This window comes from Mesorhizobium sp. ORS 3428 (genome assembly GCF_001854785.1).
Taxonomy (GTDB): Bacteria; Pseudomonadota; Alphaproteobacteria; order Rhizobiales; family Rhizobiaceae; genus Mesorhizobium.
In genome coordinates this window covers 1-20,373 of the sequence record NZ_MDFL01000135.1, presented here as the reverse complement: position 1 = coordinate 20,373, position 20,373 = coordinate 1, and the positions used below count along the sequence as shown (strand labels likewise).

Below are 20,373 nucleotides of genomic sequence, written 5' to 3'. Positions count from 1 at the left end.
GTGGGGGAGATGGCCGGCAGGCCAGAGGGGGGCGCGAAGGAACGCGGCATCGATTCAGCTCGGGTTCCTCGCCGCCACGAAGTGGGGGAGAGGTGGCTCGGCGAAGCCGAGACGGAGAGGGGAAGAGTTCCGTAGGATTAGGACTTAACCCGCCAAGGTCGCGGGCCCCGTCTCCGGCCGCTTCGCGGCCACCGCGCCTCTAATGGGGGCGAGCAACCCAAGCGCTGAGATGCCGGTGGGACAGCGCCCCCCTCTGCCCTGCCGGGCATCTCCCCCACTTGGGGGGAGATCAGCAGCTTCGGCGGCCTCCCACCTTTCGCTCAGCCGCTTGCGCCATCTCCACCCTCCCGCTTTCCGAAATGTCGCAGCAGGTCCACCGGCAGCGGGAAGACCACCGTGGAGGAGCGCTCACCGGCGATGTCCTGCAGGGCCTCGAAATAGCGCAGCTGCATGGCCTGCGGCTCGGCAGCCAGCATGCGGCCGGCCTCGACCAGTTTCGCGGCGGCCTGCTGCTCGCCGTCGGCGTTGATGACCTTGGCGCGCCGCAGCCGCTCCGCCTCGGCCTGCTTGGCGATGGCGCGGATCATGCTCTCGTTCAGGTCGACATGCTTGATCTCGACATTGGAGACCTTGATGCCCCAGGCGTCGGTGCGCTGGTCGAGGATCTCCTGGATGTCGTTGTTGAGCTTGTCGCGCTCGGCCAGCATCTCGTCGAGCTCGTGCTTGCCGAGCACCGAGCGCAGCGTGGTCTGCGCCAGCTGGTTGGTGGCGGTCAGGAAGTCCTCCACCTGGATGATCGCCCGCTCGGCGTCGACGATGCGGAAATAGAGTACCGCGTTGACCTTCACCGAGACGTTGTCGCGCGAGATGACGTCCTGCGGCGGCACGTCCTGCACCACCACGCGCAGGTCCACCCGCACCATCTGCTGGATGAAGGGAACCAGCAGGATGAGGCCCGGCCCCTTGACCCCGGTGAAGCGGCCGAGCGTGAAGACCACGCCGCGCTCATACTCCCTGAGGATGCGGATGGCCGCCGTCAGGAACATGATCACCAGCAGCGCAAGGACCAGATAGGCCACATAACCGACCATCATTGTTTTGCTCCGTCGTTTGCCGCCCCGTCGTTCCCTGCCCGCTTGTCTGCCGCTCCCTCTTTCCCCGCACTGCGCCGCCGTACCGTCAGCACGAGGTCGCTGACGGCGGTCACCTCGGCGCGATCCCCCGGCGCGATCGGCTCGTCGGCCTTTGCCCGCCAGCGTTCGCCGAGCGCCAGCACGTGGCCCTGGCCGCCTTCCCAGTCGAGGATGTCGACGGACAGGCCGCGCATGGCCTCGCCGCCGGTGCGCGGCGGACTGCGCCGCGCCGCCCAGAGATAGGTGCCGGCGAGCAGCGCTAGCCCCAGCGTCAGCACGGCGGCGGGGCCGATGATCGCCCAGGATATGGCGAAGCCCGGCCCCTCGACCTTGAGCAGCATGGCGGAGCCGAGCAGGAAGGCGGCCACGCCGCCGAGTCCCATCACGACCGTCGGATTGAAGGCCTCCATGATGAGGAAGGCGACGCCGAGCAGCATCAGGGCGAGCCCGGTATAGTTGATCGGCAGCAGGTCGAGCGCGTAGAGGCCGAGCACCAGGCAGGTGGTGCCGATGACGCCGGGCGCCACCGCGCCGGGGCTGAGGAACTCGAAGACGAGGCCATAGACGCCGAGCAGCATCAGGATGACGGCGACGTTGGGATCGGTGATGACGGAGAGAAGCCGGATGAACCAGCCGGGCTCCAGCGGCACGACGGCCAGCCCCTTCGTCGCCAGCACCTCCTTCTTGCCGGCCACATCGACGGTGCGGCCGTCGGCCAGTTGCAGCAGCTCGGCCGTGTCGCGGGCGACGAAGTCGATGACATGCTGGTCAAGCGCAGCGCTTGCCGAGAGGCTCGCCGCCTGGCGCACGGCCTTCTCGCCCCAGTCGCCGTTGCGCCCGCGCAGCTCGGCGAGCGAGCGGATGAGCGCCACCGCGTCATTGGTCACCTTGGCCATCATCGCTTCGCCGGACGGCTGGCCGTTGCCTTTCTCGTCCTTCTCGCCGCCGGGAAGCAGAGGCGGCGTGCCGATCTCGATCGGCGTCGCCGCCCCCAGATTGGTGCCGGGCGCCATCGCCGCGACATGGGTGGCGTAGAGGATGTAGGTTCCCGCGCTCGCCGCATGGCCGCCGGCCGGCGCGACATAGCCGATGACGGGAATCCGGGACGCCAGGATGTCGGCAATCATCTCGCGCATCGAGGTGACCAGGCCGCCCGGCGTGTCGAGCTGAAGGATGAGGACGGCAGCGTTGCGCTCGGTCGCGGTCTTGAGCGCTTCCTTGAGCTGGCGCGCGCTCRCCGGACCGATGGCGCCGTCGATCGCGATGCTCAAGGCAAACCTCTCCCCCGCCGTTCCGGCCGAGGAGCAGGGGAAAAGCGCCGCAACGGCCACGAAAGCCGCTGCAAGAAGGGCCACCCGCGCGAGTTTCACGCTCAATGCTCCTTGGATTCAATATGGGGTTGTGCCGGGGCAAGTCCAATGAGGGGAGCGATGGAGGGCGAAGACGCCGAAGCGCTCAATCTCCCCCCTTGTGGGGGAGATTACCCTCCCCTCACGATTCCACGGCAATTYCGACGCGGGCTCCAACGCCCGTTCCATTGCCCTTCCCGCATTGTCGGCGTCGACCGCGCCAGYGAACGATGGAGACGAACGATGTCAATCTTGGCTCGAACCGCTTATGAAACCCGCCGGCCTGGCTTCAGCCTGTCCGGCTTCGCCGGCCGCGCCCTCGGYCTGGCCTTGCACGCCATGAGGATGCGCAGCCAACGCGCCGCGCTGCATGCGATGCCGGACTATCTGCTCAAGGATCTCGGCATCAGCCGCTCGCAGATCGAGCATTATACCTCGGTGCGCCTTATGCCCTCCGACACGGACGGGATGGACGCCTGATGCGGCGGTCGGAATGGTTCAAGGCCGATCGAAGAGCCCCGGCATCGCCGGGGTTTTTCGCGTTTGGCCTCACGTCACCGACCGTTGGATTGCGGCGGCGAACGTCCCTCGCAAATGAAACGCGCGATGCGATTTCCACGGTGGGTGCATCAAAAATTCCACGGTGACACCCACTCTCGCTCAAACGCCCGACCGCCAAAGGAAGGCCGTCCGGCGACCAAGCCGCAAACCACCTTTGGAGCAGAGAACATGCAACCCAGCACCAAACCTGTACGACTTCCGCTCAACGGCGTCGACACGCCGAACCTTCTGGYGACGATCAATGTCGTGGCCGGCCAGCCGGAGCTGGCGAAGTTCCAGTTCCGCGCCCACAATGAATGGGTCGAGGGCACCCACAGCAAGAGCGTCATGCATGGCTTCCACGGCGCCGGCCAGGAGCTGACGCATGCCAAGCCCTTCTATGCCGACAGCGACCATCCGGGCGTRCTGTGCGGCGCCGACAACGCGCCGACGCCGGTCGAGTGGCTGCTGCATGGGCTGGCAAGCTGCCTGATGGCGGGCGTCGCCAACATCGCCGCCGCGCGCGGCATCAAGCTGACCCGGGTCGCATGCTCGGTCGACGGCGACATCGACCTGCGCGGCATCCTCGGCATCTCCGACGAGGTGCGCAACGGCTTCCAGAACATCCAGGTGTCGTTCGAGGTCGAAGGCGATGCGCCGGCCGAGAAGCTCAAACAGCTCATCGAACAGGCCCGCGCCCGCTCGGCCGTCTTCGACGTGCTGACCAAGGGCGTGCCGGTCACGGTCGGGATCAAGACCATCCAGTGATCCTGTAGCGGCCGGGGAGACGGTCCGGACGGGACCGCCTCCTTCCCTGCCAGCGGAACGGAACCATGAGACGGGCTGACGTCATCATCGTCGGCGCGGGCCAGGCCGGCCTTGCGCTCAGCCATTGCCTCGGCCAGATCGGCATCGACCATGCCGTGCTGGAGCGCGGCCGCATCGGCGAACGCTGGCGCTCCGAGGGCTGGCGCTCGCTGCGGCTCTTGACGCCGAACTGGCTGAACGGGCTGCCGGGCTCGCCCTATCAGGGCGACGATCCCGACGGCTTCATGTGCAAGGGCGCCTTCGTGGAAAGCCTTGAGGCCTATGCGCGGCGCTGGCAGGCGCCGGTCGAATGCGGCGTCGAGGTCCTTTCCTGCAGGCGCACCGGCAACGGCTTTGCGCTCGCCACCAGCGCCGGCGACTGGTCGGCCAAGGCCGTCGTGGTGGCCACGGGCCATTGCGACCGGCCGGCCGTTCCCTTCGCGCCCGGCACCAATCGCGGACCGCTCAGCATCCATGCCTCGCGCTATCGCTGCCCGGACGAACTGCCGCGCGGCGGCGTGCTGGTGGTCGGCGCCTCCTCCTCCGGCGTGCAGATCGCCGACGAGCTGGCGCGGGCCGGACGGCGCGTCGTGCTCGCGGTCGGCAAGCACACGCGCCTGCCGCGGCGCTGGCGCGGCAGGGACATCTTCTACTGGCTCTGCGAGATGGGTTTCATGGCGCAGCGCCCGGACGACCTCGCCAATCCGGAAAGCGCCAGGCGCCAGCCTTCCCTGCAACTCGCCGGGCGGCCGGACAAGGCCGATGTCGACCTCGCCACGCTGCAGGCGCTCGGCGTGGAACTGACCGGACGGGTTCGCGCAATCGCCGACGGCGCCGTCGCCTTCGCCGACGATCTTGCCGCGCAGGTCGCGGCAGCGGAGGCGAAGCAGGCGCGCCTGCTCGCCGAGATCGATCGCTTCGCCGGCGCCGCGCGGCCGATCCGGCGTCAGCCGGTGAACGTGCCTTCGATCTCCGCGCGACGGCTTTCGCTGGGCGACGGATCGATCGACACGATCGTCTGGGCGACCGGCTATGCGCGGTCGTTCGGTTGGCTGGAGCCGGCAGCACTCGGCGCCGACGGCGAGCTCGCGCATCAGGGCGGCGTCACCAGCGTGCCCGGCCTCTATGCGCTCGGCTTCCGCTTCCTGCGCAAGCGCGATTCCAACTTCATCGGCGGCGTCGGCACGGACGCGCGGGCGATCGCCGCCGAGATCTCCCTTTATCTCGACCGCAATGGCCTGCGGGCCGCCTGAGGACAATGCCGATGCCGATAACCCCGATCCGTTCCCTTCCACCCACGCCAAAGCGCGCCCATTACGACGCCATCATCGTCGGCGCGCGCTGCGCCGGCGCCTCGACGGCGCTGCTGCTCGCCCGCGCCGGCCTGAAAGTGCTGGCGATCGACCGGCGGCCTTATGGCTCCGACACGCTGTCGACGCATGCGCTGATGCGGCCCGCGGTGCTGCAGCTTGCGCGCTGGGGCCTGCTCGATCCGCTGCTCAAGGCCGGCACGCCGCTGATTACGGCGACCACCTTCCACTATGGCGACGAGGAGATCACCATCCCGCTCAATGCGGGGCCGGACCTTCCCGGCCTGATCGCGCCGCGGCGCACCGTGCTCGACCGCATCCTCGTCGACGCCGCGCGCAAGGCCGGCGCCGAGTTCCTGCACGACATGGCGGTCGGCGACCTCTTTGCCGACACGCGCGGACGCGTGCGCGGCGTCGAGATCCGCGGCGCCGGCCGCGCCGCCTTGCGGGTGAGCGCCGAAATCGTCGTGGGCGCCGACGGCATGGGCTCGACGGTGGCCAAATGCTGCGACGCGCAATTGCTGCGAACCGGCACCGTCTCGGCCGCCCATGTCTATGGCTACGCGCCGGTCGAACCCGGTGCCGGATACCACTGGTATTTCCGCAACGGCATCGCCGGTTCCCTCATCCCCACCAATGACGGTCTCGCCTGCATCGTCGCCTCGGTGCCGACAAGGCTGTTCGACCAGCGCTTCCGCCTCGGCCACGGCCGCGCCCGCATGGAGGTGCTGGAGGCGGTTTCGCCAACGCTGGCCGAACAGGCGAGCCGGGCGCCGAAGGATGTGCGCCTGCAGGCGTTCCGCGGCGTGCCGGGCTATATCCGCCAGGCGCATGGCGCGGGCTGGGCGCTGGTCGGCGATGCCGGCTTCTTCCGCGACCCGATCACCTCGCACGGCATTTCCGATGCGCTGCGCGACGCCGAGGGACTGGCGCGCGCCGTGCTCGACGGCTCCGAGGCGGCATTCGAGGCTTGGCGGCAGGAGCGCGACCTGTTCGCCAACCAGATCCTCGACACCACGGACGCGATTGCCAGTTTCGACTGGACGCTGGCCGATATCGGCGAGCGGCACCGCCGCTTCAGCGCGGCGATGAAGGCCGAGGTCAAGGCTTTGGCCGAGCGGCAGCCGATGCCGCTCCGCCRCACCACGCCCAGCTCAATGCCCGCCTCGCGGCCGACGACCTATCGGGCGCCAGCGAACCAGGACAAGCCGCCGGCCGGCGCCGGCTCGAGCCTCTATCGCAACCGAACGGGAGCATGACCATGACCGCGCATATGATGAAGGACGGATGGATCGGCGTTGCCAAGGGCCGCCCGCAAGTGGGCGCCTTCGCCGAGCGCTCGCGGCGCACCAGCTTTGCGGACGTGCAAGCGTTCACCGAAATGACCGGCGACCGCAACCCGCTGCATTACGAAAAGGCGCTCGCCGAGGCCTCGGTGTTCGGCAGGCTGATCGTGCAGGGCGGCGTCACCTCCGGCATCCTCAACGCGCTGGTGGCGGAGGACCTTCCCGGCCCCGGCTCGGTGTTCCTCGAAGTCGGCTGGAGGTTCGTCAAGGCGGTCGGCGTCGGCGAGCTGATCACCGGCCGCGTCGAGGTCAAGGAGGTGCGCCCCGACAAGCCGATCACAAAGCTGGAGACCTCGGTGCGCAACGAGGCCGGCGAGCTCTGCCTGACCGGCACAGCAACGGTGTTCACCGTGCCGCTGGCGAAGAGCTGAGCAGCGAGCAATGAGGTATTGGCGAAGCCACGCTGGGACTCTTAGATCACTCCGGCATAAGCACGGAGATGGCCGACTGTTTTGGGAAGGCCTTGCCTCTCCAGCGTATCGAGATACTCAGCGGCGCTTCTGGGAGGGTTCCTCAGCCTTGCGCGACATTTTTGAACCGAGACCAATACTGCAGCATTGTCGATGCCGATCTGATGGAAAATGAAATCGTCGGGGTGGATCAGGTCCAATTTGTATTTGTCGAGGACAGGTTTTGGAAAGTCCTTGAAGTTGAAGGTGACGATGGCATCGGACGATGGCGGCCGCCAAAACATGGCGGTCATTCTCGTCGGGAAGCGCCAAGCTTGGCAACAGTTCCTGATAGCCATCAACCAGGCAATCCGGGACCGCGCGGTTCATCAGGTCGCGCGTTCTGTAGACCTGCTCAGGTTTGAGATCCGGGCGGTCCCGCAACAGGTTGCGTATCCACTCGTCATGGATCTCCTCTGTCCATTTGGCGCGATAGAGACCGCCCCCAGCGGCCAGTTCCAGGAGAAGGTCCCGCAGCGGGGCCGGATAAAGAACGCAAGCGTCCAGGACGGCGGTGTAGGAAGAGGTCTTAATAGCCCATCCCCAGTTCCTGGGCTTGGGCAGCCAGCTCCTCCATGACCTTTCTGCGCTCTTCCTCCTCGCTGTTTCGGTATGCCGTCAGATCGGAGAATTTCACGCGCCGATGGGTTCCGACCATGTTGAACGGCAACCTGCCCTCCTCCAGCAGCCGGATGAGATAGGGACGCGACACATTGAGATAGTCCGCCGCCTCCTGCGTCGTAAGCTCGGCATGGATCCGGATCACGGTCACCGCGTTCCCCTGGCCCATTTCGGTCAGAAGACGGTAAAGCAGGTCGCCGACGCTCTTCGGCAAGCGCAAGGTTTCCTTGCCTACCTGAACCTTCAATTCGGCGTTGTCGCGCTGGGTGCRCGAAAGAACCCGGCTGGCCTGAGCGGCGAGTTCGGCGTCGTCCACCGATGGCACGACCGGTCGTCCGAGCAGCTTGGTCATTGTCCATGTCCCTGATTGGCATCGGATGCCGCCATTATCCGCAATATCCGAAATAAACGCAATAAGTGAACCGTTGATGTGGTTTCACGACGGGCGGCCGGCATCCGCCCGCGGGCCTCTACGATCCCGCCGTCTCGGCGACGAAGGCCCGGACATGGGCGATGAACTCCTCGAAGGCGGGTTCGCCTTCGAGCATGATGTGGTTCTGGCTTTCCAGCTCGAAGAAGCGCGCGCCGGGAATGCCTGCCGCCATGGTGCGGCTGGACTCGACCGGGGCGACATTGTCCTCGCGCGCATGCAGCACCAGCGTCGGCACCCGCACCTTTTCGAGCAGGTCGCTGACATCGATCACGGAGAAGGCGTTCTGCAGGCGCCAGGCGTCGTCCGGCGACACGGTGCGCTTCATCAGATCGTCCATCCAGGCGAAATGTTCGTGCGTGGCGCCGGGGATGAACATGGAACAGAAGGCATGGCGGAACATCGAGTTGCTCTTGCCCCAGCTTTCGCGCATCAGCGTCGCCGCGGCCTCGCGCGTCGCGATCTCGCCGGCGTCGCCGCGCAGCCGCCAGCCTTTGACATAGCCGCCGTAAAGGATCATGCCCGACAGCTTTTCGGGATGGCGCACGGCATAGGCGATCGAAACCGCGCAGCTCTGCGAGAGGCCGAGCAAGGTGAAGCGGTCGAGCCCGGCCGCCTCGACCACGCATTCGAGATCAGAAACCATGGTCTCGAAGGAGACGTCGACCACCTCCCGCTGCGAGAGCCCGTTGCAGCGCTCGTCATAGCGCACCAGCTCATTGTGGCGCGACAGCTCCGCCATCCAGTGCCGCCAGATCGGGCTGTCCCAGTCGAAGGTGAGGTGCGACATCCAATGCGCCGCCCGAAGGATGGGCGGGCCGCTGCCAGTCGTGGCATAGGCCAGCCTGGTGCCGTCCAGGGCTCGGCAGAAATGCACGGCGCGGCCGGGGTCCTGCGCGGGCGTCTGGCTCCTTGCGGGCGAAGGCGAAGGCGATTGCGCCTGGGCCGCGCCGGTCGCGACGGGTTGCGCGGAGCGTCCGGCCGGCTGGGCGGCCGCCGCTCTCACCTTGTCCTCGAGCGCCCTGATCTCGCCCGCCAGGCTTTTGTCCTCCGGCAGCAGCCGGTGCAGACGCTGGGCGAGCGGCAGCGCCCGCCGCGGCTCGCCGGCGAGGCGCTCGACCAGCTCGCGCAATATGCCGAGCTCGACGATCTCGACCTCGCTGGCGATCGACTTGCGCCAGGCTTCGTATCCGAAGCAGCGCTCGATCGAGAGATCGGCAAGGAAATCACCGCGGATCGAGGCGAGGACGGCTTCGAGCTCTTCCGTCGGCCGGCTGGAAAGATCGGCCTTCACCAACGGCAGCAGGCGGGCATAGTCCGTCTCGACCTTCAGCGCGACGCTGTTGCGGTCGGCGCTGAGCGCGCATTCGTCGTCGCCCAGCACCTGGCGGATCTTGGACAGGCTCCAACGCAGAGCGCCGCGCGGGTCGTCGGGAATGTCCCAGAAGATCTCGCAGAGCCGCTCGCGCTGGTGCGGCCTGCCGGTGACCGCGAGATAGGCAAGCAGGGCCCTGGTCTTGCGCGAGGGCGGCAGGTCGACCAGCACGCCGTCGCGGCCCACCTGGAAATCGCCGAGGACGCGCAAGTCCAGCAGCCCCTTATGCGGACCGTCGGTCATGCGGCCGGACACCCTTCAACAGCCATCTGGCTCCTCATCGAACGCCAGCCGCATCGCAATATCAAAATCAGCTAATTTACGAAAGTCGATACGGTATGACGGGCGCGGGGAATGTGTGATGGATTACATTTGATCTGCGGAGGAGAAAAGCGCCGTCGCCGAAACTGCCAATCTCCCCCCTTGCGGGGGAGATGGCCGGCAGGCCAGAGGGGGGTGCTGTYCCGCCGACGGGTCAATCGACCGGAATCACGGCGTTGGTTGGTTTTGTCGGATCTTGGCTGAAACGCTGGCGTTCCTTCACACCCCCCTCTGTCCTGCCGGACATCTCCCCCGCAAGGGGGGAGATTGGCTGTCATTTCGTCCTTCGCCACTCTCCAACCACCGCAATCGCCACCGCTACCATCACCAACCCCGCCGCCACCGCGAAGGTAAGCCGCATGCCGCTGGCGACGGCCTCCGGCGCCGCTGTCGCGATGTCCCTCGCCCCCGCCGCAAGGCCGAACACCGCGCCCATCACCGCCGTGCCGGTGACCAGTCCCAGATTGCGCGAGAGGCTCAGCATGGCCGAGACCACGCCGCGCTCGGACTTGTCGACATCGGCCATGACGGCGGTGTTGTTGGCCGCCTGGAAGAGCTGGTAGCCGGGTGTCAGAAGCATGATCGCCGCCGCGTAACCGGCGACGCCGAAGAGCGCCGGAAGCAGCGAAAGTGCGACGCAGCCGATGACCATCATCGCCAGCCCGGCGACAACCATCGCGGCGGCGCCGAGACGGTCGACGATGCGGCCGGCCACAACGCCGCAGAGCGCCGAGACGACCGGGCCGATTGAGAGCACGGCGCCGGTCGCCGCATCGCTCAAGCCCAGCGCGCGCGACAGAAAAAAGGGGCCGACGACAAGCGTCGCCATCATCACCGTCGAGACCAGCGCATTCATGGCGATGCTAGGCGCCAGCACCGGGTCGCGGAACAGCGCGAGCTTGACCAACGGTGACGCCACCTTGCCCTCGGCATAGAGGAACAGGCCGGCGCCGAGAGCGGCCATGCCAAGCAGCGCGATGTTCGTGCCGCCGAAGTGGCCGCGCCCGATCGTCATGGCCAGTGCGTAGGCGGCGAGCGTGAGCGCCAGCAGGATCGTGCCCAGTATGTCGAAACGCGGCCGTTCTCCCCTCCCCGCCTTGCGGGCGAGCTTCGCCGCTGGGCGGACGAACTTCGCCGCTTGGTCGGCCGGCAGGAAGCGCCGGGCGAGCAGGACAGCGGCGATGCCGAGCGCGGCATTGACGAGGAAGAACGCCCGCCAGCCGAGAGAGGCGATGAGCACGCCGCCGAGCGATGGGCCGAGCGCGGTCCCGATGGCCGACATGGTGCCGAGCAGGCCCATGGCGCTGCCGGTGCGCTCCCTCGGCACCGTCTCGCCGACGAAGGCGACGGTCAGCGCCATCATCACCGCGGCACCCAGCCCCTGTGCCGCGCGCGCCGCAATCAGCAGCGGCAGCGAGGGCGTGAGCCCTGCCGCAAGCGAGGCGGCGCTGAAGAGTGCGAGACCCGCGACCAGCATCAGCCGGCGGCCGACCAGATCGCCGAGGCGCCCGACGCTGACGATGAGCGAGGTGATGGCAAGCAGATAGGCAAGCACCACCCATTGCACCGCCGGGAAGGAGGCCGCAAAGGCCATGCTCAACGTCGGCAGCGCGACATTGGCTATGCTGGTCCCGAGCGAGGACAAGAGCATAGCCAGCGACAGGCTGGCCAGCGCGCCGGTCGTCGAACGTCTTGCGTATACGGCATGCGTGCTGGCGATGTCGGCCATGGTCTTCTCTCCCGGCTCTGGTGAAACTTGCCGGGAAGATAGGCGCCTGCCGAACATGGCGGAACGCGCAGCATTTGCACTCAATCGGTGCATGGAACGCCATGTCATGGCGCCGCAACCGTGCTATGGTCGTGCCATGGCCCGACCCGATCTCAACCTRCTCGTCACGCTGGATGTGCTGCTGGCCGAAGGCAGCGTCGCCAGGGCGGCGCGGCGGCTGAGGCTCAGCCCATCGGCGATGAGCCGCGCCTTGGCGAGGCTACGCGAGGCGACCGGCGATCCGCTCTTGGTGCGGGCCGGGCGCGGCCTTGTGCCGACGCCGCGCGCAATCGAGTTGAGCGGGGAAGTCGGCCGGCTGGTGAAGGAAGCGGAAGCCGTGCTGCGCCCCGCCGAGCGGCTCGATCTCACGCGGCTCACACGCAGCTTCACGCTGCGCAACAGCGACGGTTTCGTCGAGAATTTCGGCCCGGCGCTGATTGCCCGAGTCGCCGACGAGGCGCCCGGCGTGCAACTGCGCTTCGTGCCGAAACCCGACAAGGACAGTGCGCCAATGCGCGAGGGCGGCGTCGATCTCGAGACCGGCGTGGTCGGCGGCTCGACCGGCCCGGAGGTGCGCGCGCAGGCGCTGTTTCGCGATCGCTTCGTCGGCGTGGTGCGGCCGGGTCATCTCTTGAGCGAGGGTCGAACCACCGCCGCCCGTTTCGCCGCCGGCCGCCACATCCTGATCTCGCGCCGCGGGCTCGATCGCGGCCCGGTAGACGATGCGCTGGCGCTTGCCGGACTGACCCGCGAGATCGCCACCGTGGTCGGCGGCTTTGCCGAAGCGCTGGCGCTGGCGCGCGGCTCAGACCTTATAGCCACCGTGCCCGAGCGCTACACCGGCAAGCTGCGCGAAGGCCTGTTCACCTTCGCGCTGCCGGTGAAGCTCGCCGAGCTCACCATCTCGCTGCTGTGGCACCCGCGCCTCGACGCCGACCCCGCGCATCGCTGGCTGCGGGGGATCGTGCGCGAGGTGTGTGGGGTTCGCTGAGGCGCGCAGCAACACTTGCGATTGGCGAAAGCGGGCGCGACAGCTGATCTCCCCACTTGTGGGGGAGATGCCTGGCAAGGCAGAGGGGGGCGCTGTCCCGCCGGCCTGGCAGCATCTCACAACTGCAACCTTCGCGACTGCCATGGCGATGTAGCAGGCAACGTTAGCGTTCCTTCGCGCCCCCCTCTGGCCTGCCGGCCATCTCCCCCACTTGGGGGGAGATTAGCGCGTCAGCGCTTTCGCCACTCTGCGACGCTACGCGCCGGCGCCGCCGGTCAGCGCGGCAATCAGCGTTGCAAGGAAGATKAGCAGCCCCAACGCAATCCGATCCAGCCAGGACCTGCGCCTGGCAAGCACTTCGAGCAGCCGATCGCCCATCGTACCCTCCCCTGCCTGCGGCCTGCATCCTAGCATGCCGGCAGCAGGGCACCATGAGGCGGTTCACACAGAAGCGATGGCGCCACCCGGTGATTAAAGGCGCGCTGGCGGCGATGTTCCGCAGGGGAAATGCACCCAAAAAAAGTCAGGTTGAGAACGGGGCCTCAAAACACCTCAGCCGGCGAAAGGTGAGCTTATTCAAGCAGATACGCATATAAGCCAGCATCGCCCCAGGAAGTGGTCGAAAAGCCCGGAAATCCGCCATTTCCGGGCTTTTCGCAACGGCAATAGCGTGATCGCGGCAGGCCGGTTTCGACACTGCACAACGGGAAAATGCGCTTTCGGCAGGGCTCAGCGGCGACGTTGACAGCAGGGCCGGCCGATGGCACTGCGCAGTCACTGGTCACACGCCATGACCGCTGCTGTTGGGGACGGACGGGGTTTCAGCAGCTTGGCGGCGGCGCCGGACGGGCGGGCACCTGCGCAGTGCCGCCCGCTCCTGGCCAGGCTTCATCATTCCAGGCGTAGCAAGGAGCGCAGCGACGCAGCGCGGAGCGCAGCGGTGCAGAATTCCTGTGCGCTTACGGATTCTTGCGTCTTGCCCGCGAGCGGCGACGATCGGCTTCGATTGCCGGATTGTCCGCCAGACCTCAGAACGAGAAGCCGGACGCCGGCGCGGCCGAGGTCGCTGCCGAGAGCCTGCCGCGCTTTTGCAGCGTGGGCTTCTCGTAGGTCTTCTTCATCATCCGCTCCTGCGCGGGTCAACGACCGGCCAAGCTGAACGCGATGCGTCCGCCCTGTCAAGGTCGGCGGGTTTTTCCTGGCTATCCCGCCTGCTGCAGCCAGTGGCGGTCGAACAGATCGAGGATGGCGCGGAATTCGGCCGGCGGGATCTGGTTGGCGCCGCCGCCGCTGTCGGCGGCGAGGAATTGCTCCAGCTGCCGGTCGACCGCTTGCGGATGCTCAAGGACGATGCCGAGGCTCGCCAGGTCGTCGGCGATCGAACCTCCCGGCAGCAGATAGCCGCCCCACGAGGCGTCGGGCACCGGATTGCGCAGACGGATCATCAGGATCCGCGTCAGCGAAGGCTGCGCCTCCGGGCCGATGATGGCGGTGCCGCACATATAGCCGCCGAGCACGCTGCCCGGCTGCGACTGCGGAAACAGGCTGAAGAAGAACTGGGCGTCGCCGCCCACTTCCCTGAGGTGCATATAGAGGCCGCGTTTGGCCGGCGTGACCGGGCCGCCGAGCGCCAGCTGGCCGGTCGGCAGCGCCTCGCGATAGGTGGCGGTGAGGCCGTGCACGCCGGGTCCCGCCTCGATCTCGAGCCGGCCTTTGATCAACTGGCCGCGATAGTAGGGCGACCAGGCGCGGGAATAGCAGGCGTAGTTTCCGACAAGCGCGATGCTCAGGCCGCGATCGTCATGCGCCAGCGATGCCTCGAACTGCGCGCCGGCGCGACGCTCGAGCTCGGCGCTCTCGATGCCGTGGCGGGCGCAGATCGCGGCCGTGAAGCTCGACAGGTCGCTCTCGGCGATCCAGGCGCCCGGCTGCTCCAGTTGCAGGACCCTCGCCCAGTCGTCATAGACGCGCATCTCGCGCGGCCGCGCACGGCCCTGCAGCCACTTGTCGGCGCGGCCGAGGTCGAACGCCGTCTTCGGATTGACGGCGCGGAACGCCGCCGCCAGGTCCTTGCGGRTGACCGTGCCCAGCAAGGCCGACGTCAACCGCAGTTTTTGCGCGATATGCTGCGCCATGCCGTAAGCCCCCGATAGTTTCGCGGCTAAAAGCAGGCCGGCGTTTTGGCAAACCRCCGAACTGCTCCAACCGTTTGTTCCGTGCGCAATTCCGGACGGAAAACCGCTGAGCACTTTTCCTGGAATTGCTCTAACCTTACCACGCGCCGGCGCCGCGCCTCCACGCCGATTTTCCACATGCTAATATTCCAGGAATTCCAGAGAATTCCACCGCCTTCCGCGCACGCAGCCTTTGCAGCCGCGCGGCCGGCGCTAGGGTCGCGTCGGGCGGGTGCAGGGGAAGCTGCCATGAAAGCCGTTCTGTCCGGACTTATCCTTGCGCTTGCGCTGACGCAAGCCGCCGAGGCCAGGACGAAAATCCCGGTGACCGAGACAAAGACCAACTGCCAAAAAAACCGGCCGCTGCTCGACCAAAAAGCCACCGGCGGCATCGTGCCTTTGCCCGGCCAGTCGGCGAAGGCCGCCGAACCGGGCCAGGCCTATCCGCCGGCGCTGGACCTGCATTTTTAGGCAGTTCCGGGAAAAAGCGCTTGGCGGTTTTCCGTCCGGAATTGCGACAGCATGGCGGTCTCCGGGGATCGGCGAGGCAAACGGCCGGGCCAGTGCCGAACCGCTTGAGCCGCCCGGCCAGCCTGGGGTTTGGGAGGCTTGGCGCCGCGGGGACCGGCGCCCGCCCGCGCCAGCTGCGAAACGCCGCAGTCCGGCGCGGGCCCTGCCGATACTCGGACCGGCCAATCCTCGGTCCGGCCAACCCTCAGACCGGCCAACCCTCACACCAGCTTGACGAAGGAACGGTGAACCGGAAAGCTGCCGCATCGCAGCCACGTTGCGGGAAACGGCGCGGCCATGCGTTCGGGAGGTCCTGCCATGCCGGGTGCTAACGAAAGGCTTGCCTCGCTCGGCATCGTGCTGCCGCCGCCGCTGAAACTGCCGCCGAACGTCGTGCTGCCTTTTCCCTGGGTGAATGTGCGCGGCGACCGCGCCTATATCTCCGGCCATGGGCCGCAGGAGCCGGACGGCTCGCTCGCCGGCCCGTTCGGCGCCGTCGGCGAGCGCGTGTCGCTGGAGGAGGCGCGGCTGTCGGCCCGCAAGGTCGGCCTGTCGATGCTTGCCAGCCTCAGGCGGGAGCTCGGCAGCCTCGACAGGATCGCCGGCTGGTGCCGCGTGCACGGCATGGTCAACGCAGGCTCGGGCTTCACCCAGACGCCCGCGGTGATCAATGGCTTTTCGGAGCTCATCCTCGAGGTCTTCGGGCCGCAGATCGGTCRCCACGCCCGCACAGCTGTCGGGGTCGCCGCCCTGCCCTTCGATCTTCCGGTCGAGATCGAGGCCGAGGTGTTGATGGGGTGAACGGCTTGTCCGGGCCGTCGCCGACGCGATAGGCGGACGCACYGCATCCAACCGATGAAAGACCTGCCATGACAGACGCCACCGGAAAAAGACAGCAACGGCACGCTGCTGAAGAGGCGCTTTCACTTTGTCATCCTAGGGTCTGCGCGCGTCGCTTCGCTCCTTGCTTCGCCCTAGGATTACGAAATCACCGGACAGCGCCCCCCTCTGGCCTGCCGGGCATCTCCCCCACAAGGGGGGAGATTTTCTCCCCTTATGTTGCACTGCGTTAGATTTGTTGCATTGCGATATATAAGCATCGGCGCAACTCTTGCATTCAGGGCGGGATGCGAACGACCGTTGCGAGGGTCCGTCTTCGTGTCATCACCATCGCCGGAATTCCGGCCAGACATCGAGGGGTTGCGCGCGCTTGCCGTGGCGGGCGTCGTTGCCTTCCATTTCGGCCTCACCGCACTGCCGGGCGGCTTCGTCGGTGTCGACATCTTCTTCGTCATCTCCGGCTACCTGATCACGCGCCTTCTCACGGCCGAGATTTCGCAGACCGGCCGGCTCGACTTCCTGCGCTTCTATGCACGGCGCGCGCGCAGGCTGTTGCCGGCGGCGCTTTTCGTCATCGCCGCGACGCTCGCCGCCGGCGCGATCATCCTGTCGCCGGAGGAGCAGGTGCTCTACTCCAAGGGCGCGATGTTCGCCTCGGCCTATATGATCAATCTGTGGCTGATCCGCTGGTCGTTCGACTATTTCGCCAGCGACGCGGTCAACAATCCCTTCATCCATTACTGGTCGCTGTCGGTGGAGGAGCAGTTCTACCTCGCCTGGCCGGCGCTGCTGATGCTGGCGGCATGGCTGCGGCCCGGCAGGCGCGCGATCGTTCTCGTGATGGCCATTGTCGGCCTCGTCTCCTTCGCCGTCTGCGCCTGGCTGACCTACATCTCGCAGCCCTGGGCCTTCTACTTCTCGCCGCTGCGCGCCTGGGAGTTCGCCGCCGGCGGGCTGGCCTCGATGGCGCCGGCGCGGCTCTTCGAGGGCCGCCCGCGGCTCGTCCGGGCATTCGGCCCGGCCGGACTTGCGATGATCGCGATCGCTTATCTCAGCTTCAGCGAGGACGCTCCCTTCCCCGGCTTTCTGGCGCTTCTGCCGGTGGCCGGCACGGTCCTCCTGCTGCTGGCGGGCGCGGCCGGCGCCAGGGTTGGCGTAAATGCCGCTCTGGCGCTGCCGCCCTTCCAGTGGATCGGAAAACTTTCCTATTCACTTTATCTGTGGCACTGGCCGATCATCGTCTATGCCGGCATGCTGGTGGAGGAGCTGACATTCGCCCAACGCCTCGCCTGCTTCGGGCTGACGCTGGCGCTTTCGGCCCTCAGCTATCATCTCATCGAGAATCCGATCCGTCGCAACGGCTGGCTGATGGCCAGTGCGGCGCGGGCGCTGGTGCCGGCCCTCCTCCTGACCGGCACCGGCGTCGCAGCCGCCTACGGCAATGCCAAGTTTGTCGTGCGCGGTCTCGACGCCGAGCAGCGCAGCGTCGCGGCCAGCGCCGAGGTGCCCGCCACCGCGCGCGCCWGGGCCTGCGTGCAGAGCTACGAGCCGGTGACGCCGAAACCCTGCGTGTTCGGCGCCGGCCACCGCACCATCGCGCTGTTCGGCGATTCCCATGCCGACCACTGGTCGACGCCGCTGATCGAGGCGGCGGGGAAGAAGGGCTACCGCGTGGTGACCTGGCTGAAGAGCTCGTGCCGGGCCTCGCGCTACACCATCTGGGCAACACAGCTGAAGCGCTATTACAGCGAATGCGACCAGTGGCGCGAGCAGGCGATCAAGGAGATCATCCAGGCGAGGCCCGACCTGGTGGTGATCTCGGAAATCGCGCTCACCTCCTCGCGCAAGATGGGGGAAGGCAAGGGCGTGCCGGACACGCCTGACGCCGCCTGGCGGGCCGGCTTGCGCTCGACGCTGACCACGCTGACCAGGGCCGGGCTGAAGGTCGCCTTCATCCGCGACGTGCCGTTCAACGACGAGAATATCGACACCTGCGTGTCGCGCGCGCTGTGGCGCAACCAGTCGCCCTCGCTTTGCGACCAGACGCGTGCCTATGCCGCCAACGACGCCATGGCGGGCCAGGAGCGCAAGATCGTCGAAAGCGTGCCCAATGCCACCTATGTCGACCTCACCGACCGCTTCTGCAACGCCACCACCTGCCACGTCTTCATCGACGGCAAGCTCGCCTTCCGCGACCAGCACCATCTGGCCACGCCTTTCGCGGCATCGCTGGAACCGGAGGTGGAGAAGAGGGTGATTTCGAAGGTGGGAAGGTAGGGCGGGGCGATCGAGCGAGTGATCTCCTCCCTTGCGGGGGACATGCCCGGCAGGCCAGAGGGGGGTGCTGTCCCGCCAGCGTGTCACCCTGAAGGCCATAAGCCCGGCAATTGAGGGCTCTCAACGCAAGCGTCGGCGATCCTTCACACCCCCCTCCGCCCTGCCGGGCATGTCCCCCGCAAGGGAGGAGATCGGCGGCTTCGGCGATGGCGCTCTACCCTACCACGACCACGAAATGCTTGGTCACCGGCTCAAGGATCTTCCAGGTACCCTTGAAATCCGCCTCGACCACGAAGGCGTCGCCGGGGCCGACCTCGACCGGCTCGCCGCCATCGGGGGTGATGATGATGCGGCCGGCGATCATGTGCACGAATTCATAGTCGGTATAGGTGGCATGGTAGGTGCCGGGCGAGGCGCGCCAGGTGCCGGACATCACCTTGCCGTCCTCGGTGGTGTGCTGGACGGCGGTCTGCATGGTCGGCGAGCCCTCGACGACGATCCAGCCCGGCAAGTCGCCGGCCTCGGCATGCTCGACGGCGCCGAATTTGAGGATGGTCTGCTTGGTCATCGGTGGCTCCTGCGGTTGCCGGGATTGGCTGGGCGGTTGAATAGCGCATGGCGCCGGACCGTGACCGCGATATCGCGACACGGCGCGACGGGGATGGCGACTGCACACTTGGGCAACATGCATTGGCCAATCCCCCTTGTGGGGGGAGGCTCCGGCAGTTCCCCGTCGCGGCCGCCGACGGGACACCCCGATTTTCCCGGGAACACCGCCCAACCCGAAACCGTTTATCCCTCGAAGGGGCATCCATTCGAAACCTCAAGGAGGCAGCGATGAAAAAGCTTCTGCTTGCTTCGATGATCGCCATCGCCTCGGCGTTTGCGATCGCGCCGGCCAGCGCCGGCGTCCAGCTCGGTATCGGCGTGGGTCCCGGCTACGACTACGGAGACTATTATGGCGGGTATTACCCTTACCGCTATTACCGACACGTCTATGACGACGACTACTACGCTCCCTACCGTGATCGCTATGTGGTTCGTTATCGTAGCGGGTATTATAGCGATGATTGCCGGATCAAGCTCGTGAAGCACTGGCGCCATCACCGCCGTGTGGTGGAAGAAGTGCGCGTCTGCGACTAGCACTCGACCGAGTGACGGCTAATCTCCCCCATAGGGGCGAGATGTTCCACTCACCCTCCGCAGCTTCTGCGGGGGATGGGTGGGACATTTCTTTATCATTCGCTTTTACTCCCGTTTATTTCCGCGATGGGCTCGCGAACATTAGCGATCGGGAACATAGGCTGCCTCCGGCGCGTTTATGAGGTAATCAGCCTCAAGGAGGAGGTTTAGCCATGAAAAAGCTCCTGCTCGCCTCCGTCATAGCCATTGCGTCGGCGGCCGCCACGATCGGCCCGGCCAACGCCGGCCGCCTCGAGTTCGGGATCGGCATCGGCGACGGCTACTACAATGACTATTATGACGATTACGCGCCCTACTACAGCCATCGCTACATATATCGCCCGTATTATGGCGAATATTACAGCTACAGGCCKCACTACTACACCAGGCACTACTACTACTATCGGCATCACAGGCGCTGCCACGTCGAATATGTGAGGCACCACGTGCACCATCACAGGGTGTACGAGRCAGTCCGCGTCTGCAGGTACTGAGCCTGCGATCAGCTAATCTCCCCCCTCGCGGGGGAGATCGGCAGTTTCAAGCAGCGTCAAATCCCGCTCGATATTCGCGCGAGCGCGGCGGCGTTCGGAAGCCTTTCGGCGCGGCGGGCGTTATCAGGGCGAACCTTCGGGAGGAGGTTGCCATGAGAAAGCTTCTCTTTGCATCCGTGATCGCCGTCGCGGCTGCTGTGGCCGTCGCGCCAGCGGACGCGCATGTGTTCTTCGGCCTCGGCAGCGGCTATTTCGGCTTCGGCCCCTTCGGCGACTTCTACGACAGCTACGGCGGATATCCGTTCTACGGCCCGTATTACGGCGGCCCCTATTACGACCAGTATAGGGGCGCCGGCTACCAGGGCGGCTACAGCAGTTTCGCGCTGCCCTATGCCCCCAGCGGCCGCCACTGCCGGATCGAAACGGTGAGGCGCCGGAACCATAACCACTTGGTCA

Annotated in this window: 22 protein-coding genes; 12 read left to right on the top strand and 10 right to left on the bottom strand. The window is 66.7% G+C overall.

The features are described from left to right. Nucleotides 1–320 precede the first annotated feature (320 nt). Both ORS3428_RS22960 and ORS3428_RS22955 read right to left on the bottom strand, forming a co-directional pair. The gene (locus tag ORS3428_RS22960) at nucleotides 321–1,094 is read right to left on the bottom strand and encodes a slipin family protein (RefSeq protein ID WP_071100577.1); all 774 of its coding nucleotides are present in this window, start codon (nucleotides 1,092–1,094) and stop codon (nucleotides 321–323) included. Further along, a complete protein-coding gene (locus ORS3428_RS22955; RefSeq protein ID WP_071100607.1) occupies nucleotides 1,091–2,503 on the bottom strand; it encodes an NfeD family protein in 1,413 nt (470 codons plus the stop codon). Before ORS3428_RS22955 ends, ORS3428_RS22960 begins: the two co-directional genes overlap by 4 nt. A 222-nt stretch (nucleotides 2,504–2,725) precedes the next feature. Here ORS3428_RS22955 and ORS3428_RS33385 point away from each other — a divergent pair, with 222 nt between their 5' ends. The 5 genes from ORS3428_RS33385 (at nucleotide 2,726) to ORS3428_RS22930 (ending at nucleotide 6,856) form a co-directional block, all read left to right on the top strand. Next, complete coding sequence (locus tag ORS3428_RS33385; RefSeq protein WP_071100576.1) at nucleotides 2,726–2,962, top strand: DUF1127 domain-containing protein; 237 nt, start codon at nucleotides 2,726–2,728, stop codon at nucleotides 2,960–2,962. Nucleotides 2,963–3,211: 249 nt separating this feature from the next. Then, nucleotides 3,212–3,790, top strand: a complete 579-nt coding sequence (locus tag ORS3428_RS22945; RefSeq protein ID WP_071100575.1) for an OsmC family protein — start codon at nucleotides 3,212–3,214, stop codon at nucleotides 3,788–3,790. A 65-nt stretch (nucleotides 3,791–3,855) separates the two neighbouring features. After that, on the top strand, nucleotides 3,856–5,082 hold the full coding sequence (locus tag ORS3428_RS22940; RefSeq protein WP_071100574.1) for a flavin-containing monooxygenase: 1,227 nt from the start codon (nucleotides 3,856–3,858) through the stop codon (nucleotides 5,080–5,082). Between the two features lie 11 nt (nucleotides 5,083–5,093). Continuing rightward, complete coding sequence (locus ORS3428_RS22935; RefSeq protein WP_157895985.1) at nucleotides 5,094–6,398, top strand: NAD(P)/FAD-dependent oxidoreductase; 1,305 nt, start codon at nucleotides 5,094–5,096, stop codon at nucleotides 6,396–6,398. A gap of 2 nt (nucleotides 6,399–6,400) precedes the next feature. After that, the gene (locus ORS3428_RS22930) at nucleotides 6,401–6,856 is read left to right on the top strand and encodes a MaoC family dehydratase (protein WP_083355266.1); all 456 of its coding nucleotides are present in this window, start codon (nucleotides 6,401–6,403) and stop codon (nucleotides 6,854–6,856) included. Between the two features lie 41 nt (nucleotides 6,857–6,897). Here the strand turns inward: ORS3428_RS22930 and ORS3428_RS34325 are convergent, their stop codons facing one another. The 4 genes from ORS3428_RS34325 to ORS3428_RS22910 form a co-directional block, all read right to left on the bottom strand. After that, a complete protein-coding gene (locus ORS3428_RS34325) occupies nucleotides 6,898–7,233 on the bottom strand; it encodes a hypothetical protein (RefSeq protein WP_338011955.1) in 336 nt (111 codons plus the stop codon). Nucleotides 7,234–7,463: 230 nt separating this feature from the next. Beyond that, on the bottom strand, nucleotides 7,464–7,907 hold the full coding sequence (locus ORS3428_RS22920) for a helix-turn-helix domain-containing protein (RefSeq protein WP_071100572.1): 444 nt from the start codon (nucleotides 7,905–7,907) through the stop codon (nucleotides 7,464–7,466). 118 nt (nucleotides 7,908–8,025) lie between these two features. After that, nucleotides 8,026–9,603, bottom strand: a complete 1,578-nt coding sequence (locus ORS3428_RS34100; protein ID WP_244508073.1) for an alpha/beta hydrolase — start codon at nucleotides 9,601–9,603, stop codon at nucleotides 8,026–8,028. A gap of 352 nt (nucleotides 9,604–9,955) precedes the next feature. After that, on the bottom strand, nucleotides 9,956–11,410 hold the full coding sequence (locus ORS3428_RS22910; RefSeq protein WP_071100571.1) for an MFS transporter: 1,455 nt from the start codon (nucleotides 11,408–11,410) through the stop codon (nucleotides 9,956–9,958). 136 nt (nucleotides 11,411–11,546) lie between these two features. Here ORS3428_RS22910 and ORS3428_RS22905 point away from each other — a divergent pair, with 136 nt between their 5' ends. Further along, nucleotides 11,547–12,440: a LysR family transcriptional regulator gene (locus tag ORS3428_RS22905; RefSeq protein WP_071100604.1), complete on the top strand. Its 894-nt coding sequence runs from the start codon at nucleotides 11,547–11,549 to the stop codon at nucleotides 12,438–12,440. Between the two features lie 255 nt (nucleotides 12,441–12,695). On the opposite strand, the gene ORS3428_RS34260 is transcribed toward ORS3428_RS22905, so the two are convergent. The 3 genes from ORS3428_RS34260 to ORS3428_RS22900 all read right to left on the bottom strand — a co-directional run bounded on the left by ORS3428_RS34260 (nucleotide 12,696) and on the right by ORS3428_RS22900 (nucleotide 14,575). Further along, nucleotides 12,696–12,818 carry a hypothetical protein gene (locus ORS3428_RS34260; RefSeq protein ID WP_274534822.1) on the bottom strand — a complete coding sequence of 41 codons (123 nt, stop codon included), beginning with the start codon at nucleotides 12,816–12,818 and terminating at the stop codon, nucleotides 12,696–12,698. A 650-nt stretch (nucleotides 12,819–13,468) separates the two neighbouring features. Further along, complete coding sequence (locus ORS3428_RS32625; RefSeq protein ID WP_108723145.1) at nucleotides 13,469–13,561, bottom strand: putative RiPP precursor; 93 nt, start codon at nucleotides 13,559–13,561, stop codon at nucleotides 13,469–13,471. A gap of 81 nt (nucleotides 13,562–13,642) precedes the next feature. Beyond that, nucleotides 13,643–14,575 (bottom strand): hypothetical protein, encoded by a 933-nt coding sequence (locus ORS3428_RS22900; RefSeq protein WP_071100570.1) that lies wholly within the window; start codon nucleotides 14,573–14,575, stop codon nucleotides 13,643–13,645. Nucleotides 14,576–14,863: 288 nt separating this feature from the next. Here ORS3428_RS22900 and ORS3428_RS22895 point away from each other — a divergent pair, with 288 nt between their 5' ends. From ORS3428_RS22895 to ORS3428_RS22885, 3 genes are all read left to right on the top strand, one after another. After that, the gene (locus ORS3428_RS22895) at nucleotides 14,864–15,085 is read left to right on the top strand and encodes a hypothetical protein (RefSeq protein WP_071100569.1); all 222 of its coding nucleotides are present in this window, start codon (nucleotides 14,864–14,866) and stop codon (nucleotides 15,083–15,085) included. Nucleotides 15,086–15,442: 357 nt separating this feature from the next. Further along, complete coding sequence (locus tag ORS3428_RS22890; RefSeq protein ID WP_071100568.1) at nucleotides 15,443–15,925, top strand: RidA family protein; 483 nt, start codon at nucleotides 15,443–15,445, stop codon at nucleotides 15,923–15,925. Between the two features lie 357 nt (nucleotides 15,926–16,282). Continuing rightward, nucleotides 16,283–18,241, top strand: a complete 1,959-nt coding sequence (locus tag ORS3428_RS22885; protein ID WP_071100567.1) for an acyltransferase family protein — start codon at nucleotides 16,283–16,285, stop codon at nucleotides 18,239–18,241. Nucleotides 18,242–18,455: 214 nt separating this feature from the next. On the opposite strand, the gene ORS3428_RS22880 is transcribed toward ORS3428_RS22885, so the two are convergent. Continuing rightward, nucleotides 18,456–18,809: a cupin domain-containing protein gene (locus tag ORS3428_RS22880; protein ID WP_071100566.1), complete on the bottom strand. Its 354-nt coding sequence runs from the start codon at nucleotides 18,807–18,809 to the stop codon at nucleotides 18,456–18,458. A gap of 269 nt (nucleotides 18,810–19,078) precedes the next feature. Here ORS3428_RS22880 and ORS3428_RS22875 point away from each other — a divergent pair, with 269 nt between their 5' ends. The 3 genes from ORS3428_RS22875 to ORS3428_RS22865 all read left to right on the top strand — a co-directional run. Then, nucleotides 19,079–19,384 (top strand): hypothetical protein, encoded by a 306-nt coding sequence (locus ORS3428_RS22875; protein ID WP_071100565.1) that lies wholly within the window; start codon nucleotides 19,079–19,081, stop codon nucleotides 19,382–19,384. A 212-nt stretch (nucleotides 19,385–19,596) separates the two neighbouring features. Then, nucleotides 19,597–19,917 (top strand): hypothetical protein, encoded by a 321-nt coding sequence (locus ORS3428_RS22870; protein ID WP_071100564.1) that lies wholly within the window; start codon nucleotides 19,597–19,599, stop codon nucleotides 19,915–19,917. 152 nt (nucleotides 19,918–20,069) lie between these two features. Continuing rightward, nucleotides 20,070–20,373 (top strand): hypothetical protein (locus tag ORS3428_RS22865; RefSeq protein ID WP_071100563.1); only part of this gene is annotated, 304 nt, incomplete at its 3' end.

Excerpts from the sequence above, each read along its gene's own strand:
- ORS3428_RS22960 (WP_071100577.1), bottom strand. The coding sequence starts at position 1,094 with ATGATGGTCGGTTATGTGGCCTATCTGGTCCTTGCGCTGCTGGTGATC.
- ORS3428_RS22940 (WP_071100574.1), top strand. The coding sequence starts at position 3,856 with ATGAGACGGGCTGACGTCATCATCGTCGGCGCGGGCCAGGCCGGCCTT.
- ORS3428_RS22930 (WP_083355266.1), top strand. The coding sequence starts at position 6,401 with ATGACCGCGCATATGATGAAGGACGGATGGATCGGCGTTGCCAAGGGC.
- ORS3428_RS34325 (WP_338011955.1), bottom strand. The coding sequence starts at position 7,233 with ATGGCTATCAGGAACTGTTGCCAAGCTTGGCGCTTCCCGACGAGAATG.
- ORS3428_RS34100 (WP_244508073.1), bottom strand. The coding sequence starts at position 9,603 with ATGACCGACGGTCCGCATAAGGGGCTGCTGGACTTGCGCGTCCTCGGC.
- ORS3428_RS22910 (WP_071100571.1), bottom strand. The coding sequence starts at position 11,410 with ATGGCCGACATCGCCAGCACGCATGCCGTATACGCAAGACGTTCGACG.
- ORS3428_RS32625 (WP_108723145.1), bottom strand. The coding sequence starts at position 13,561 with ATGAAGAAGACCTACGAGAAGCCCACGCTGCAAAAGCGCGGCAGGCTC.
- ORS3428_RS22895 (WP_071100569.1), top strand. The coding sequence starts at position 14,864 with ATGAAAGCCGTTCTGTCCGGACTTATCCTTGCGCTTGCGCTGACGCAA.
- ORS3428_RS22880 (WP_071100566.1), bottom strand. The coding sequence starts at position 18,809 with ATGACCAAGCAGACCATCCTCAAATTCGGCGCCGTCGAGCATGCCGAG.
- ORS3428_RS22875 (WP_071100565.1), top strand. The coding sequence starts at position 19,079 with ATGAAAAAGCTTCTGCTTGCTTCGATGATCGCCATCGCCTCGGCGTTT.